The following is a 15,057-nucleotide window of genomic DNA, read 5'->3' on the forward strand; positions in this document are numbered from 1 at the left end:
ACATCCACAGCAACGAAGAACAGGACTAAGGACCAACAATGGCGGAACTGACTATTCGTCCCGACGAGATCCGGGAAGCCCTGGAGAAGTTCGTGGCGACCTTCTCCAGCGACACCGCCGGCCGCGAGGAGCTCGGCACCGTGGTGGTATCGGGTGACGGCATCGCCAAGGTGGAGGGCCTGCCCTCCTGCATGGCCAACGAGCTGCTCGAGTTCGAGAACGGCACCCAGGGCATCGCGCTGAACCTCGACGTGCGCGAGATCGGCGTCGTGGTGCTGGGTGACTCCGAGGGCATCGAAGAGGGCCAGACGGTCAAGCGCACCGGCGAGATCCTGTCGGTGCCGGTCGGCGACGGCTACCTGGGTCGCGTGGTCGACGCAATGGGCCAGCCCATTGACGGGCTGGGCGAGATCAGCGGGCTCGGCGAGCGTCGCCCGCTGGAGTTGCAGGCTGCGGGCGTGATGGACCGGCAGAGCGTCAAGGAGCCGCTGCAGACCGGCATCAAGGCCATCGACTCAATGACTCCGATCGGCCGCGGGCAGCGCCAGTTGATCATCGGCGACCGCAAGACCGGCAAGACCGCGATCGCCATCGACACGATCATCAACCAGAAGGCGTTCTGGGAGACCGGCGACCCCAGCAAGCAGGTGCGCTGCATCTACGTGGCGATCGGCCAGAAGGGCTCCACGATCGCCTCGCTGAAGAGTGTGCTGGAAGAGGCCGGCGCGATGGAGTACACGACGATCGTGCACTCCCCGGCGTCCGACCCGGCGGGCTTCAAGTACATCGCCCCCTACACCGGCTCGGCCATCGGCCAGCACTGGATGTACGGCGGCAAGCACGTGCTGATCGTGTTCGACGACCTGACCAAGCAGGCCGAGGCGTACCGCGCGATGTCGCTGCTGCTGCGCCGGCCGCCGGGCCGTGAGGCCTACCCGGGCGACGTGTTCTACCTGCACAGCCGCCTGCTGGAGCGCTGCGCGAAGCTCTCCGACGAGCTGGGTGGCGGGTCGATGACCGGCCTGCCGGTGATCGAGACCAAGGCCAACGACGTGTCGGCCTACATTCCTACCAACGTGATCTCGATCACCGACGGCCAGATCTTCCTGCAGTCCGACCTGTTCAACGCCAACCAGCGGCCGGCCATCGACGTCGGCATCTCGGTCTCCCGAGTCGGTGGCGACGCGCAGATCAAGGCGATGAAGAAGGTGGCCGGCACGTTGAAGATCGGACTGGCGCAGTACCGCGACATGCAGGCCTTCGCGATGTTCGCCTCCGACCTGGACGCCACCTCGCGCCGTCAGCTCGAGCGTGGCGCGCGGCTCACCGAGTTGCTGCGCCAGCCCCAGTACTCGCCGTTCCCGGTCGCCGACCAGGTGATCAGCGTCTGGGCGGGTACGAACGGCTACTTCGACGACGTGCCGGTCAGTGACGTGCTGCGCTTCGAGAGCGAGCTGCTCGACCACCTGCGGCGGCACACCGACATCCTCAGCACGATCGCCGAGACGGGCGCCTGGGACGACGACACCGCCAACGCCGTGGGCAAGGCGATCGACGACTTCAAGAGGCAGTTCCGCACCTCGGACGGCGACGACCTCGGGGCCGACGAGAAGGGGCACCGGCCGTTGGAGGACGAGGAGATCGGCGTCGAGACGATCGAGACCAAGAAGGACTGATCGATGCCTGCCAGCTTGCGTGAGCTGCGACAACGACGAAAGTCCGTCGCCGCCACCCAGAAGATCACCCGCGCGATGGAGTTGATCGCCGCGTCGCGGATCATCAAGGCGCAACGGGCCGCCCAGGCGGGAGAGCCCTACATCACCGAGATGATCCGGGCCGTATCGGCGGTCGCCACCTATTCGCGCGACCCGCACCCGTTGACCGAGGGCCCCGAAAGGGTGCGACGGGCGGCGATGCTGGTGATCACCTCCGACCGCGGCATGAACGGCGCCTACTCGGCCAACGCGATCAAGACCGCCGCGCGATTGCGCGAGCGGCTCGAACGCGAGGGCGTCGAGGTGGTGCGGTACGCGATCGGCCGCAAGGGCATCGCGTACATGAAGTTCCGCAACCAGCCGATCCGCCGCGAATGGGACGGGTTCTCCGACGCCCCGACCTTCGCCCACGCCCAGGAGATCGCCGACGCGCTGATCGCCGACTTCCTCACCCCCTACGAGGACGGCGGGGTGGACGCCATCTACGGCGTCTACACCCGGATGGAGTCGATGCTGACCCAGACTCCGCGGGCCCGCCGGCTGTTGCCGCTCGAAGTGGTCGAGGGCGTCCACGACCCGGCGGCGGGCGAACTGCTGCCGCTGTACGAGTTCGAACCCGACCCCGACACGGTGCTGGACGCGCTGCTGCCCATGTACGTGCGCAGCCGGGTGTGGTTCTACCTGCTGCAGTCCGCGGCGTCCCAGTTGGCCAGCCAGCAGCGGGCGATGAAGTCGGCCACCGACAACGCCAAGCAGTTGATCGAGCGTCTGACCCGCGAGGCCAACCAGGCCCGCCAGGCGGAGATCACCCAGGAAATCAGTGAAATCGTCGGCGGCGCTGGTGCGCTGGCCGACGCGGCCGCCCAGGACTAGGGCACGAAACGAGAGTGGACCAATGACCGTGACACTGGACAGCAACACCGCCACCGGCGGGGCCGAGGGCGCCGCCGGCCGGGTGGCCCGGGTGATCGGCCCGGTGGTCGACGTGGAGTTCCCCGCCGACGCGATGCCCGACATCTACAACGCCCTGCTGATCGACATCGAGGCGGCTGAGGAGACCCGGACGATCTACGCCGAGGTCGCCCTGCACATCGGCGACAACATGGTCCGGGCCATCTCGCTGAAGCCGACCGACGGCATGCGCCGGGGTTCGACGGTGGTCGACACCGGCGGGCCGATCTCGGTGCCGGTGGGCGACGTGACCAAGGGCCGAGTGTGGAACGTGACCGGCGAGTGCCTCAACGAGGACTCCGCGAGCATCGAGATCGACGAGCGCTGGCCGATCCACCGGGCGGCGCCGAAGTTCGACGAACTCGAACCCAAGACCGAGATGCTGGAGACCGGCATCAAGGTCCTCGACCTGCTGACCCCCTACGTCAAGGGCGGCAAGATCGGCCTGTTCGGCGGCGCGGGCGTCGGTAAGACGGTGCTCATCCAGGAGATGATCTACCGCATCGCCCACAACTTCGGCGGCACCTCGGTGTTCGCCGGCGTGGGCGAGCGGACCCGTGAGGGCAACGACCTCATCCACGAGATGATCGAGGCCGGCGTCATGAAGGACACCGCCCTGGTCTTCGGCCAGATGGACGAACCGCCCGGCACCCGGCTGCGGGTGGCACTGTCGGCGCTGACGATGGCGGAGTACTTCCGCGACGTGCAGAACCAGGACGTGCTGCTGTTCATCGACAACATCTTCCGGTTCACCCAGGCCGGTTCCGAGGTCTCCACGCTGCTGGGCCGGATGCCCTCCGCCGTGGGCTACCAGCCGAACCTGGCCGACGAGATGGGCCAGCTGCAGGAGCGGATCACCTCGACCCGCGGCCACTCGATCACCTCGATGCAGGCGATCTACGTGCCCGCCGACGACTACACCGACCCGGCGCCGGCCACCACCTTCGCCCACCTGGACGCCACCACCGAGCTGAGCCGTGAGATCGCCTCGCGCGGCCTCTACCCGGCGGTCGACCCGCTGGCCAGCTCGTCGCGGATCATGGACCCGCAGTTCATCGGCGAGGACCACTACGCGACCGCCACCCAGGTGAAGCAGATCCTGCAGCGCAACAAGGAACTGCAGGACATCATCGCCATCCTGGGTGTGGAGGAGCTGCCCGAGGAGGACAAGATCCTCGTCGCCCGGGCCCGTCGTATCCAGCAGTTCCTCAGCCAGAACACCTACATGGCGACGAAGTTCACCAATGTCGAGGGCTCCACCGTCCCGCTGGCCGACACCATCGAGTCGTTCAAGATGATCTGCGACGGCGAGGTCGACCACGTCGCCGAGCAGGCGTTCTTCAACGTCGGCGGCATGGACATGGTCATGGAGAACTGGGACCGGATGCAGAAGGAAGGCTGATCGTGGCCGAAGGCGACGTCCTGTTCGTCGATGTGGTGGCCGCCGACCGCCGGGTGTGGGAAGGCGACGCCCTGTCCTTCATCGCCCGCACCACCGAGGGCGACATCGGCATCATGGCCAACCATGAGCCGTTCCTGGCCGTGCTCGTCCCGTGCGCGGCGGAGGTGCTCACGCCCGACGGCAAACGTGAGGTGATCGCGATCGACGGCGGCTTCCTGTCGGTGGCCGACAACCGCGTCTCGGTGCTGAGCCAGTACGGCAGGCTGGCGCACGAGATCTCCCTGGACGAGGCGGAGCATGAGTTCCGCGAGGCCGAGAAGAAGCTCGAGCAGGGCGACACCAGCGAGACCAACCGACACCATCATGATCGGGCCCAGGCGCAACTCGCCGCGGCTCGGAAGGCCCATCAGGTCGACTGAGCGCCGCGGCGGACGGGGAGTAGAGCATGGACGTGATCGGCACCGTCGAGGCGGTGCTGATCGTCCTTTTCGTCCTCGCCCTGGTAGCAGTTGGCTGGCTGTGGCTGCGCCGCCGCTGGCTCTCCCGCGCGGGTGGCGCGTTCGCGTGTAGCCTGCGCCGGACCCGCCGGACTCCGGGCGCCCGTTGGGTGCTCGGAGTCGCTCGTTATCGCTACCAGGAACTGCAGTGGTTTCCGGCCTTCTCGCTGTCGCTGTGGCCGACGCTGCGCTTCGATCGGGGCGCGGTGCGCGCCGGCAGCCAGCGGACGCCCGACCCCGATGAGGCCGTCGACCTGCTGCAGGGCCAACGCATCCTCGGGCTGCACGGCACCGCCGACGGCGTCGAACTCGCCATGTCCCCGGACTCGCTGACGGGCCTGCTCAGCTGGCTCGAGGCGTCCCCGCCGGGGATGCGCTACCGGCTCTCACCGACCTCCCCGGACTAGCCCGTTCGGGGCCGCCGGCCTGAAATGGGGACGGTTCCTTTTCAGGCCGCCCCGCGGCGGGTCGCTCGGCGACCGCGCCCGTCACTCCCGCGGGGGCGCTCAGTCGGCGTCCGACTCCTCGTTGACCTGCTCGGCGCGCCGCCGGCGCTTGGCCGCCTTCGGCTCGGCCGGGGCACGGTCGGTGCCCGGCACCCAGAGCACGTCGCCGACCTCGGTGTTGGCGACCCTGGCGGCCAGGAACAACAGGTCGGACAGCCGGTTGAGATACGTGATCGCCAGCGGGTTCAGCCCGCCCTCGACGTCGAGGCCGTGCGCCTCCGCCGCGCGCCACGCCGTCCGCTCGGCACGCCGCACGATCGTGCGCGCCACGTGCAGCTGGGCCGCGGTCTGGGTGCCGCCTGGCAGGATAAACGAATCCAGCTTGCCCACCTGTGACGAGTACTCGTCGCACCAGCCCTCGAGCCGGTCGATGGAGGCCTGGATGATCCGCAGCGGCTCCCAGGGCGGGTTCTCGGCGAGGGGGGTGGACAGGTCGGCCCCCAGGTCGAACAGCTCGTTCTGGATCAGCCGCAGGGCGTCCTGCAGGTCGGTCGGGAGGTCGCCGCGGGCGGTCGCCACGCCCAGCACCGCGTTCGCCTCGTCCACCTGCCCGTAGGCCTCGACCCGCAGGTCGGTCTTGGCGGCCAGTGACATGTCCGACAGCCGGGTCTTGCCGTGGTCTCCGGTGCGCGTGTAGATCTTCGTCAGGTGGACCATGCGGCCAGCCTATCGACTGCGGCAGGCGCCCGCCGGGCCGGACGGCGACGGCTCAGCCGTCCAGGAACGCCGTCAGTTCGGCGGTGAGTTCCCGTGGCGAATCGGCGTGCACCCAATGGCCGGCGCCGGGGATCCACACCTGCTTCGTCGCCGGGAACAGCCGCAGCATGGCGGCACGATGCTCCTCGCGCAGATAGGGCGAGTTCTCGCCGCCCACCCACAGCACCGGCCCCGGGTAGCTCACCTCGCCCACATCGGGCCAGCCCGCCACGGCGTCCAACTCGGCGCCCAGCAGGTCCAGGTTCAGTTCCCACCGCCACTCGTTGCGCTGGCCCGGCGCCCGGGTCAGCTTCAGGTTCTGCAGCAGGAACTGTCGCACCGCCGCGTCGGGGACGTCGGCGGCCAGGATGCGGTCGGCGTCCGAGCGACGCTCCAGGGCGGTCAGGTCGAGGGCCCGCATCGCCGCCACCAGCGGCACATTGGCCTCGACACCGGCCGAGAAGTCCGGGGCGATGTCGACCACGACCAGCGAGCGGACCAGCTCGGGATGCTGCAACGCCAGCAGCATCGCCACCTTGCCGCCCATGGAGTGCCCGATGACACAGACCCTGGCGGCGCTGCCCAGCCGCAGCCGCAGCTCGCTCGCCACCTCGTCGGCCATCGCTGCGTAGTCGAAGCGGTCCGTCCAGGGTGAGCGGCCGTGGTCGGGCAGGTCGAACAGCACGCTGGTGTGGCCGTCGTCGGCGAGCGCGCGGGCGATGCCCGCCCAGTTCTTGCCCCGCCCGAACAGTCCGTGCAGGAAGACGACATCGGGACGCCCGTCGCCGATCAGCTGGGTGAACAGGCCCATCAGCGCCTCCTGTTCCAGCACGAGGTGTGCCAATGGCGGCGCTCGTCGACGGCACGGGCCGAGCCGAGCGACGGGACGTGCGGCCACACCACCACGTGCGGGGTGCCGACCGCGATCACCCGCTGGCAGCCCGGGCAGCGGTACTCCTTGACGGCGGACTGGCCCGGCATCGACTGGGTCATCCAACGGCCGTCGATCTTGTCCACCGCGGCAGCGTGCGACGACGACAGCGGGCGCGGTGGGCGCAGGTGTTTGCTGGGTCGTTTGGGCACGTCCCAGAGCCTATCGCCCGAGCCCGGGTCGGTTCCGCATCGGCTACGGTGGCCGGGTGCGTCTGCTCGTTGCCCGCTGCCAGGTCGACTACGCCGGACGGCTCACCGCCCACCTGCCGCTGGCCACCCGGCTGATCCTGGCCAAGGCGGACGGCTCGGTGTCGATCCATGCCGACGACCGGGCCTACAAACCCCTGAACTGGATGAATCCGCCGTGCACGCTGACCGTGACCGTGCCCGAGGACTCCGACTTCACCGAACTGTGGGAACTGCGCAACAAGGACGACGACACGTTGCTGATCTCGATCGCCGAAGTGCTGCACGACTCGTCCCATGAGCTCGGCGTCGACCCCGGCCTGGTCAAGGACGGTGTGGAGGCGCACCTGCAGGCACTGCTGGCCGAGCACCCGGAGACCTTCGGCCAGGGCTGGTCGCTCGTTCAGCGGGAGTACTTCACCCCGATCGGCCCGGTCGACCTGCTGTTCCGCGACGACCGGGGCTCCTACGTGGCCGTCGAGGTGAAGCGACGCGGCGAGATCGACGGTGTCGAGCAGCTGACCCGCTACCTGAGCCTGATGAACGCCGACCCGCTGCTGGCGCCGGTGCGTGGCGTGTTCGCCGCCCAACTGATCAAGCCGCAGGCCCGGACCCTTGCCGGCACCCGCGACATCTCGTGCGTGACCGTCGACTACGACCTGCTGCGCGGCTTGGACAACGCCGAGGACCGGCTGTTCTGAGGCTGGACGGCGCTGTAGCCGACCGGGGCAGTGCTGCATGGAGAAGCGGTGGGCACGAGGGCGCGTTGCGCAACCCGACACCGCCTCAGCGGCGGTTGAGCGCCGGGACCAGCACCTCGCGGTAGAGCAGCATCAGCGCGGCCATGGAGGGGATCGCCAGCAGCGCGCCCAGCAGCCCGTACAGCACGCCACCGGCCAGCGCCGCCAGGATCACCAGCGGCCCCGGCACGTTCACCGAGCGCTGGAAGACACGCGGCTGGATGAAGTAGTTGTCGATCTGCTGGTAGATCAGGAACCAGGCCAGGGTGATGAAGCCCTGGGTGGGCGAGAAGGTGAACGCGACGATCGAGACGATCACCATCGACACCGTCGAGCCGATCAGCGGGATGATCGCGCACAGCGCCACCACCACGGCCAGCGCCAGCGCGTACTGGCCCATCCCGACGATGTTCAAGAACAGGTAGGCGGCCGTCGTCGAACAGGTGATCACGATGAACAGCCCCGTGACGTAGCCGCCGATGCGGCTGAACATCTCGTTGGCCAGATATCGGACCCTCGGACGCCGCGACGCGGGCGCCAGTTCGAACAGGGCGTCCTTGAAGGTGGGCATGGACGCCAGCAGGTAGATCACCAGCACGATCGTCACGATCGTGCTGAGGACGATGTTGACCACCACCTGCCCGGCGCCCCACAGACCGCCGAAAAGGGTGGTGAGCAACTCGCCCGAGGTGAGGAACGAACTCACGCGTTGGATGATCCCGTAGCGGGCGTCCAGGTCGGCGATCTGCGGGTTGTCGCGCAGTTCGTCGAGCAGGGCGGGCGCGTTCAGCAGCAGGCGGTTGATCTGTTCGGTCGCCACCGGCAGGATCGCCCAGATCGCCAGCGCCAGCAGGGCCAACCCGGCCAGGGCGACCAGCAGGACGGCCAGCCCCCGGCGCAGCCCCCGCTTGGCCAGGCCGTCGACCAGCGGGTTGAGGCCGAGAGCGAGATAGAGCGCCAACAGCACCAGCACCACGACCGACGCGATGCGGTACAGCCCGAACACCAGTCCGGCCGCGGTGAGTGCGCCCAGCGTGATGAAGAAGCCGATCGCGAACGGGCTGCGCCGGCCCAGGGTGATCTCATGCCGCGGGCCGGCCCGGGTGGCCTCCGGATCGAGGTCGGCCGGTGTGGGCTGGGTGACCCGCCGCAGCCGATGCAGCCAGCCTCGCGGCCGGCCGGCCGGCGTCGGTGAGGATGCCGGCGGCCGTGCCGCATCGGGCGTCGCCGACGGCTGATCCGGAACCGCCGGGACGCCGCCCGCCTCGTCCGGTTGCGCGGTCATCGGCTAGCGACGCTTACCCCCACCGGAGGCAGCGGGCTGCACCCGGGTGGCGTCGTCGTCGGTGTCGACGGGCGGGAGCGGCGCCTCGACCGCCGTGTCGTCGAGGTCGGTGGCGGACGGCTGCTCGTCGGTGGACGCCTCCTCGGGACGCACGGCGTCGTCGGCGGCCTGCGCCACGGCCTTCACCTCGTCCTCGAGATCATCGGGGAACTCCGCCACGCTGCCCTTGGCCAGCGAGGACAGGCTCTCCAACTGGGCGACGATGGCCTGCTTGCGCTGGTTGAGCCGCTCGGTCTCACGCTTGAGCTTCTCGGCCCGCCCGGACGCCGCGATCTCGGCGTCAGCGACCAGCTTGGCGGCCCTGGCCCGTGCCTCGGACAGCGTCGCGCGCGCCTGGTCGTTCGCGGCCACGACGATCTGGTCGGCCTCGGCCAGGGCCTTCTGCCGCCGCTCGTCCATCAGCGCCGAATCGTTGGCGAGCTGGACGCCGAACCGCTCGGACTGCAGGCGGGCGTTGTCGGCCAGTTCGCCGAGCTGGGCGCTCACCTCGTCCTGTCGCTGCTGCAGGGCGGCGAGCGCCTCGTCATGTTCGCGGGCCAGGCTCGCGCGGACGTCGGCCGCCTCGCGCTGGGCGCTCTGCCGGATCCGTTCGGCCTCCAGCGCCGCCTGGTCGCGCAGCGCGGACGCGGTGCGCTCGGCGTCGGCCAGGACCATGGCGCGGTGGCTCTCGGCGGCCTCACGCAGGGTGCGGGCCTGCTCCTGCGCGACGGCGAGTTCGGCACTGGTCTGACCGGCCAGTTCGTCACGCAGCCGGTTCAGGTCGTCCAGGCCACTGGTGCGTGCCTTGGCGACACCCTCCTGGGCGTCGTGCTTGAGCTGCCCGGCTTCGGTGCTGGCGTCGTCGACGATGCGTTGCGCCTCGACCTGCGCGGCCTTGACCAACTCGGCGGCCTGAGCCTCGGCGGCCCGCAGCAGGTCACCGGTGTGGGTGCCCAGCCGCGAGTAGTCGGTCTCTTCGGCCTTGGTCGACAACTGGCGCTGCAGCGAGCGCACCTTGCGCTTCGCGGAACTGAGTTGCCGTTCGATGTCGCGGATGTAGGCGTCGACGGCCTGCCGTTCGTAACCGAGCATCGAATGCGGGAAGCTGCCGGCAGCACTCGCGGTCTCGTCGAACAGATCGAGGCCCACTGTCTCTTCAGGCTGTTGGCTCACCCGGGGGTCCTTTCGTAGCTGTGCCCACGATGCTACTCACTCCGGTCGTCGCAACAGCGGCGACTCACCCCTTCGGCGGTTCAACCAATTCGAGCAGCACGCCGCCGGTGTCCTTGGGGTGCGCGAAGTTGATCCGCGAGCCGGCGGTGCCGCGCTTGGGCTCCGGGTAGAGCAGCCGGACGCCCCGCTCGCGCAGGGTGGCGCACACGGCGTCCACGTCGGCGACGCGGTAGGCGAGCTGCTGCATGCCGGGGCCGTTGCGGTCGATGAACTTGGCGATCGTCGAGTTCTCGTTGAGGGGGGCCAGCAGCTGGATCTGGGCGTTCTGGGGGCCCTGGTCGCCGGTGCCGATCATCGCTTCGGCGACACCCTGCTCCTCGTTCTCCTCACGATGCAGCACCCGCCAACCCATGACTTCGGTGTGGAACTTGATCGCCTCGTCCAGGTCGGGGACGGCGAGACCAACATGGTCGATACAGATGAAGAGATCGTCGCTCATGACTCAAGCGTGGCACATCCTTGAAGTCACGGTTGAGGGTTTGACAATGTGCCGGGGGGAAACGGCGTGGCGGGCGCAACGGTTCCCCAATGGCGCTCAAGATGGCACAGTACGTGTGTTGAGCCGTCTTCCCCGGAGGCTGAGATGAGCAAGTGGATCAAGACCATCCTGATCGTGCTCGCGGTCGGCTTCTGCCTGTACTACCTGTTCACCCGGCCAGAGGCCGCGGCGTCCGCGGTGAAGAGCTTCTTCGGCGCCTTCGACGCCATCGGCCGGTTCTTCGTCGCGCTGTCCGAGTGAGGCCGCGGTGGCCGTAGGAACGACCCCCTCGAGCGAACAGCTGAAACTGGGCTGGTCACGCTTCCTCGACCCGCACGTCGATGACCGGCTGATCCACGAAGAGGGCGAGGTCATCCTCGATGAGATCCGCCGGCACTGGGTGACCAGGCTGTGGCCGGGGACGCGGGTGCTGCTGGGGATGGCGGCGTTCGGCGTGATGCCCTGGCTGGGTCACTTCTGGTGGCTCGCGCTCGCCGCCGGCCTCGTGCTGGGGTTGAACGGATTCTGGCGCATGCACACCGAGTACATGGATCGCTTCGTGGTCACCAACCTGCGCGTCTACCGGGTGCACGGCGTCTTCGACCAGCGCTGCGCCTCGATGCCGCTGGCCCGGGTGCTCGACATCTCGATGCAGCGCCCGTTGTGGGGCCAGGTCTTCGGCTACGCCAACTTCGTCTTCGAGAATGCCGCCCAGGACCAGGGCCTGCGTGAGATCGACTTCGTCGGCGACCCCGACGCGCGGTTGCACCTGTTCCAGAAGGTCGTGATCAGCGCCGGGCTGACCGGACGCGTACAGTCCTCCGACATCGCCAGCGGCGGGTAGGCCGGCACCGGCATCGCGCGCCGAGGGGCACTGTCGTCCCTTGCTCGCCACGGGATCCGCTTCGGGGGCACCTGAGATCCCGGCGTTCGCCGGGATGACGTGGGGGAGTCATGCCGGGATCCGGGGCCGACGACCGGCCGGGCCGCCGGGACCGTGGTCCAGGCGCACCCGACCGGTGGGTCGTGCGAGGAGTGCTCAGCCCAGGGCGGCGCTGACCACGTCCCTGGCCGCGGCCTGCACCTCGGCGAGGTGTTCGGCGCCCTTGAGGGACTCGGCGTAGATCTTGTAGACGTCCTCGGTGCCCGAGGGCCGGGCGGCGAACCACGCGTGTTCGGTCGTCACCTTGAGCCCGCCGATCGGGGCGTCGTTGCCGGGTGCGCGGGTGAGCTTGTCGACGATGGGCTCGCCGGCCAGTTCGGTCGCGGTGACGTCCTCGGGAGACAGCTTGGCGAGCTTCGCCTTCTGCTCACGGTTGGCCGGGGCGTCCACCCGGGCATAGGCGCTGTGACCGTACTTGGCCTCCATCTCGGCGTAGATCTGCGAGGGCGACTTCCCGGTCACGGCGCGGATCTCCGAGGCGAGCAGGCACAGCAGGATGCCGTCCTTGTCCGTGGTCCAGGTCTGGCCGTCGAGGGTCAGGAAGGACGCCCCCGCGGATTCCTCGCCGCCGAAGCCGATGTCGCCGGTCATCAGGCCGGGCACGAACCACTTGAATCCCACCGGCACCTCGACCAGGGTGCGGCCGAGGTCGGCGGCCACCTTGTCGATGAAGGACGAACTGACCAGCGTCTTGCCGACGCCGGCGTCCGGCTTCCACCCGGGCCGGTTGTTGTACAGGTACCAGATCGCCACCGCCAAGTAGTGGTTCGGGTTGAGCAGGCCGCCGTCCGGGGTGACGACGCCGTGCCGGTCGGCGTCGGCGTCGTTGCCCGTCGAGATGTCGAAGCGGTCCTTGTTCTCGATCAGCGAGGCCATCGCGTACGGGCTGGAGCAGTCCATCCGGATCTTGCCGTCCCAGTCCAGCGTCATGAAGCGCCAGGTGGGGTCGACGGTGTCGTCGATCACCTCCAGGCCGATGTCGAGATGCTCGGCGATGTACTGCCAGTACTGCACCGACGCGCCGCCCAGCGGATGCGCACCGATCTTCAGACCGGCCTCGCGGATGGCGTCGAGGTTGATGGCGTTCTTCAGATCCTCGCAGTAGGCGGTGCGGTAGTCGTGCCGCTCCACCTCGCCGGCGATCTCGTCGTAGGAGCGGCCGCGCCGGATCTGTTCGGGGGCCGCCATCAACTCGTTGGCGCGGGCGGCGATCGCCGAGGTGGCGTCGGTGTCGGCCGGGCCGCCGTGCGGCGGGTTGTACTTGAAGCCGCCGTCGGTGGGCGGGTTGTGCGACGGAGTGACCACGATGCCGTCGGCCCGGGGGCCGTCGTTGTCGCGGTTGTAGACGATGATGGCCCGGGACACCGCGGGTGTCGGGGTGTACTCGTCCTCGCGTTCGGCCAGCACGTCGACGCCGTTGGCGATCAGCACCTCGAGCGCGGTCTTCCACGCCGGCAGGGACAGGCCATGGGTGTCCTTGCCGATGAACAGCGGACCCTCCACCCCCTGTGACGCCCGGTACTCGACGATCGCCTGAGTGGTCGCGGCGATGTGCAGGTCGTTGAAGGACGTCTTCAGGCTGGAGCCGCGATGCCCCGAGGTGCCGAAGACGACCCGCTGATCGACGTTGTCGGGGTCGGGTACCAGGTCGTAGTAGGCCGCGATCATCGCGTCGACGTCAACCAGGTCTTCGGGCAGTGCGACCTGCCCAGCGCGTTCATGAACCATGTCCGCCATCATGCCAAGCCGGGACCTGCTGGGCGAGGGGTTGCCGCGGTTGGTCCATCCTGCGATTCCGCGGCCGGGGTTCAATCGGCGCGGGCGGCGCCGGCACCGCACAGTGCCGTGAAGCGCCGGGCGAGCGGCTGCCAGGCCGCCGCCAGCTCGGCACTCGCGCCGGCGACCTCCGCGACCAGTTCGCGGGCCGCCTCCTCGCTCTCGGGCGGCTCGAGCTCGCACCAGGTCGCGAACACCTCGTCATCCACTTCGGGATGCCACTGGACACCCCACGCCGCGGGCGCGAACCGCACCGCCTGGGGCTCGCCTCCGGGTGCCACTGCGAGCACGGTCGCGCCGGCCGGGAGGTCGGCGACGACGTCGTTGTTGGAGTGCACCCCGCGCACGGTGGGGTCTGGTGAGAACAACGGGTCGCCGTCCGCGGCGGGCGTCCAGCCGATCGGGAGCAGCCCCCGCTGCTTGCCGTTGGGATTGCGATGCACCCGTCCGCCGAGCGCGGCGGCCATCAACTGGTGTCCCAGGCACACGCCCAGGGTCGGCAGCCCGGCGTCCCTGGCGGCCACGATGAGGGTGCGCACCTCAGGCAGCCAGGGCGCCTCGGCGTCGTCGGTGGCACCCATCACCCCGCCGAGCACGACCAGTCCGTCCAGCTCGCCGGGCGAGGGCAGCCGGGCGCCGAGGTCTGGCCGGATCGTCACCATCCGGGCCCCGGCGTCGGCCAGCCAGTCACCGAACCGGGCGATCGGACACTCGGCCTGGTGCTGGATGATCGCGATGAGCGGCGAGGCGTGGACCACCCGCCAACTTTGACACAATGGCCACCATGACCTTGCCGAAGTTCACTTCCCGCGCCATGGACCTCTCCGGGATCGCCGCCGCCGCCAAGGCGCCGCCCGTTCCCCCCGGCGCCTCGTTCGTGATCGACGTCGACGAGCAGAACTTCGAAGCGGTGATGCAACTGTCGACGCGGCACCCCGTGGTGGTCGAGTTGTACTCGCCCCGGGCGAACGCTCAGGCCCTGTCGGACGACCTCATCGCGCTGGCGAATGCCGCCGGCGGCGCGTACCTGCTCGCTCGGGTGAACGTCGACGCGGCCGGCCAGATCGCCCAGGCGCTCGGCATCCAGGCGGTGCCGACGGTAATCGGCGTCGTCGCCGGGCAGTTGGCGCCGTTGTTCCAGGGCACCCGGTCGAAGGCCGAGGCCGAGTCGGTCATCGGCCAGTTGCTGCAGGTCGCGGCGAGCAACGGTCTGGTCGGACGGGCCGAGCCGGTCGCCGGCGGCGCGGGCGAGACCGACGAGGCCGATCCCCGCTTCGCCGCCGCCGATGCCGCACTCGAGCGGGGTGACTTCGCCGCGGCCGTGGTCGAGTACGACAAGATCCTGGCGCAGACCCCCAACGATCCCGAGGCGAAGGCCGGCCGGGCCCAGGTGGCGCTGCTGGCCCGCTCCACGGGCAGCGACCCGGCAGCCGTCCTGGCCGCGGCGCAGGCCGAGCCCGATTCGGTGGACGCCCAGCTGGCGGCGGCCGATCTGGAGGTGTTGACCGGCCAGCCCGACCAGGCGTTCGGCAGGCTGATCGCCCTGATCCGGACGTCGGCGGGCCCCGACCGCGAGACCGTGCGGGTGCGCCTGCTGGAGTTGTTCGAGGTCGTCGGCGCCGCCGAGCCCGCCGTGCTCAAGGCCCGTCGCGACCTGATGAGCGCCCTGTTCTGAAA

The 15,057-nt window shown here is 69.4% G+C and carries 17 protein-coding genes; 9 read left to right on the forward strand and 8 right to left on the reverse strand.

Annotated elements, in window-relative coordinates; translation table 11 throughout:
• Positions 1 to 38 precede the first annotated feature (38 nt).
• Genes atpA through OIE40_RS05885 form a run of 5 tightly spaced genes read left to right on the forward strand, consistent with a single transcriptional unit; the run spans position 39 to position 4,972 of the window.
• The gene (atpA, locus tag OIE40_RS05865; protein ID WP_264700962.1) at positions 39 to 1,676 is read left to right on the forward strand and encodes a F0F1 ATP synthase subunit alpha; all 1,638 of its coding nucleotides are present in this window, start codon (positions 39 to 41) and stop codon (positions 1,674 to 1,676) included.
• A gap of 3 nt (positions 1,677 to 1,679) precedes the next feature.
• Complete coding sequence (locus OIE40_RS05870; RefSeq protein ID WP_264700964.1) at positions 1,680 to 2,588, forward strand: F0F1 ATP synthase subunit gamma; 909 nt, start codon at positions 1,680 to 1,682, stop codon at positions 2,586 to 2,588.
• Between the two features lie 22 nt (positions 2,589 to 2,610).
• The gene (gene atpD / locus OIE40_RS05875) at positions 2,611 to 4,068 is read left to right on the forward strand and encodes a F0F1 ATP synthase subunit beta (protein ID WP_264700966.1); all 1,458 of its coding nucleotides are present in this window, start codon (positions 2,611 to 2,613) and stop codon (positions 4,066 to 4,068) included.
• A 2-nt stretch (positions 4,069 to 4,070) separates the two neighbouring features.
• Complete coding sequence (locus tag OIE40_RS05880; protein WP_264700968.1) at positions 4,071 to 4,487, forward strand: F0F1 ATP synthase subunit epsilon; 417 nt, start codon at positions 4,071 to 4,073, stop codon at positions 4,485 to 4,487.
• Positions 4,488 to 4,513: 26 nt separating this feature from the next.
• Complete coding sequence (locus OIE40_RS05885; protein WP_264700970.1) at positions 4,514 to 4,972, forward strand: DUF2550 domain-containing protein; 459 nt, start codon at positions 4,514 to 4,516, stop codon at positions 4,970 to 4,972.
• A gap of 99 nt (positions 4,973 to 5,071) precedes the next feature.
• Here the strand turns inward: OIE40_RS05885 and OIE40_RS05890 are convergent, their stop codons facing one another.
• Genes OIE40_RS05890 through OIE40_RS05900 form a run of 3 tightly spaced genes read right to left on the reverse strand, consistent with a single transcriptional unit; the run spans position 5,072 to position 6,850 of the window.
• Entirely contained in the window at positions 5,072 to 5,728 is a 657-nt protein-coding gene (locus OIE40_RS05890) for a cob(I)yrinic acid a,c-diamide adenosyltransferase (RefSeq protein WP_264700972.1), read from the reverse strand.
• 52 nt (positions 5,729 to 5,780) lie between these two features.
• A complete protein-coding gene (locus OIE40_RS05895; protein WP_264700973.1) occupies positions 5,781 to 6,578 on the reverse strand; it encodes an alpha/beta fold hydrolase in 798 nt (265 codons plus the stop codon).
• The gene (locus tag OIE40_RS05900; RefSeq protein WP_264700975.1) at positions 6,578 to 6,850 is read right to left on the reverse strand and encodes a hypothetical protein; all 273 of its coding nucleotides are present in this window, start codon (positions 6,848 to 6,850) and stop codon (positions 6,578 to 6,580) included. Before OIE40_RS05900 ends, OIE40_RS05895 begins: the two co-directional genes overlap by 1 nt.
• A gap of 56 nt (positions 6,851 to 6,906) precedes the next feature.
• On the opposite strand from OIE40_RS05900, the gene nucS reads away from it, so the two are divergent.
• Positions 6,907 to 7,587, forward strand: coding sequence for an endonuclease NucS (gene nucS / locus OIE40_RS05905; RefSeq protein WP_264700976.1), 681 nt, complete (start codon positions 6,907 to 6,909; stop codon positions 7,585 to 7,587).
• An 85-nt stretch (positions 7,588 to 7,672) separates the two neighbouring features.
• On the opposite strand, the gene OIE40_RS05910 is transcribed toward nucS, so the two are convergent.
• The 3 genes from OIE40_RS05910 to mce all read right to left on the reverse strand — a co-directional run bounded on the left by OIE40_RS05910 (position 7,673) and on the right by mce (position 10,622).
• The gene (locus OIE40_RS05910) at positions 7,673 to 8,911 is read right to left on the reverse strand and encodes an AI-2E family transporter (RefSeq protein WP_264700978.1); all 1,239 of its coding nucleotides are present in this window, start codon (positions 8,909 to 8,911) and stop codon (positions 7,673 to 7,675) included.
• A gap of 3 nt (positions 8,912 to 8,914) precedes the next feature.
• Positions 8,915 to 10,123: a DivIVA domain-containing protein gene (locus OIE40_RS05915; RefSeq protein WP_264700980.1), complete on the reverse strand. Its 1,209-nt coding sequence runs from the start codon at positions 10,121 to 10,123 to the stop codon at positions 8,915 to 8,917.
• A 64-nt stretch (positions 10,124 to 10,187) separates the two neighbouring features.
• A complete protein-coding gene (mce, locus tag OIE40_RS05920; protein ID WP_264700982.1) occupies positions 10,188 to 10,622 on the reverse strand; it encodes a methylmalonyl-CoA epimerase in 435 nt (144 codons plus the stop codon).
• Between the two features lie 144 nt (positions 10,623 to 10,766).
• Here mce and OIE40_RS05925 point away from each other — a divergent pair, with 144 nt between their 5' ends.
• Positions 10,767 to 10,922, forward strand: a complete 156-nt coding sequence (locus tag OIE40_RS05925; protein ID WP_264700984.1) for a hypothetical protein — start codon at positions 10,767 to 10,769, stop codon at positions 10,920 to 10,922.
• A 7-nt stretch (positions 10,923 to 10,929) separates the two neighbouring features.
• On the forward strand, positions 10,930 to 11,505 hold the full coding sequence (locus tag OIE40_RS05930) for a PH domain-containing protein (protein ID WP_264700986.1): 576 nt from the start codon (positions 10,930 to 10,932) through the stop codon (positions 11,503 to 11,505).
• A gap of 195 nt (positions 11,506 to 11,700) precedes the next feature.
• On the opposite strand, the gene pgm is transcribed toward OIE40_RS05930, so the two are convergent.
• Together pgm and OIE40_RS05940 are read right to left on the reverse strand one after the other, a co-directional pair.
• Positions 11,701 to 13,332, reverse strand: coding sequence for a phosphoglucomutase (alpha-D-glucose-1,6-bisphosphate-dependent) (pgm, locus tag OIE40_RS05935; protein WP_264700988.1), 1,632 nt, complete (start codon positions 13,330 to 13,332; stop codon positions 11,701 to 11,703).
• A gap of 80 nt (positions 13,333 to 13,412) precedes the next feature.
• A complete protein-coding gene (locus OIE40_RS05940; protein ID WP_264700991.1) occupies positions 13,413 to 14,138 on the reverse strand; it encodes a type 1 glutamine amidotransferase in 726 nt (241 codons plus the stop codon).
• A 26-nt stretch (positions 14,139 to 14,164) separates the two neighbouring features.
• On the opposite strand from OIE40_RS05940, the gene OIE40_RS05945 reads away from it, so the two are divergent.
• Entirely contained in the window at positions 14,165 to 15,055 is an 891-nt protein-coding gene (locus tag OIE40_RS05945; RefSeq protein WP_264700993.1) for a tetratricopeptide repeat protein, read from the forward strand.
• Positions 15,056 to 15,057: the final 2 nt, after the last annotated feature.

This window comes from Micropruina sonneratiae, from assembly GCF_025972045.1.
GTDB classification, from domain to species: Bacteria; Actinomycetota; Actinomycetes; order Propionibacteriales; family Propionibacteriaceae; genus Micropruina; species Micropruina sonneratiae.

What these genes read in the sequence shown, in the direction of transcription:
- OIE40_RS05895 (WP_264700973.1), bottom strand. Translation starts at nt 6,578, where the DNA reads ATGGGCCTGTTCACCCAGCTGATCGGCGACGGGCGTCCCGATGTCGTC.
- atpA (WP_264700962.1), top strand. Translation starts at nt 39, where the DNA reads ATGGCGGAACTGACTATTCGTCCCGACGAGATCCGGGAAGCCCTGGAG.
- OIE40_RS05910 (WP_264700978.1), bottom strand. Translation starts at nt 8,911, where the DNA reads ATGACCGCGCAACCGGACGAGGCGGGCGGCGTCCCGGCGGTTCCGGAT.
- atpD (WP_264700966.1), top strand. Translation starts at nt 2,611, where the DNA reads ATGACCGTGACACTGGACAGCAACACCGCCACCGGCGGGGCCGAGGGC.
- OIE40_RS05925 (WP_264700984.1), top strand. Translation starts at nt 10,767, where the DNA reads ATGAGCAAGTGGATCAAGACCATCCTGATCGTGCTCGCGGTCGGCTTC.
- OIE40_RS05890 (WP_264700972.1), bottom strand. Translation starts at nt 5,728, where the DNA reads ATGGTCCACCTGACGAAGATCTACACGCGCACCGGAGACCACGGCAAG.
- OIE40_RS05885 (WP_264700970.1), top strand. Translation starts at nt 4,514, where the DNA reads ATGGACGTGATCGGCACCGTCGAGGCGGTGCTGATCGTCCTTTTCGTC.
- mce (WP_264700982.1), bottom strand. Translation starts at nt 10,622, where the DNA reads ATGAGCGACGATCTCTTCATCTGTATCGACCATGTTGGTCTCGCCGTC.
- OIE40_RS05945 (WP_264700993.1), top strand. Translation starts at nt 14,165, where the DNA reads ATGACCTTGCCGAAGTTCACTTCCCGCGCCATGGACCTCTCCGGGATC.
- pgm (WP_264700988.1), bottom strand. Translation starts at nt 13,332, where the DNA reads ATGGTTCATGAACGCGCTGGGCAGGTCGCACTGCCCGAAGACCTGGTT.
- OIE40_RS05870 (WP_264700964.1), top strand. Translation starts at nt 1,680, where the DNA reads ATGCCTGCCAGCTTGCGTGAGCTGCGACAACGACGAAAGTCCGTCGCC.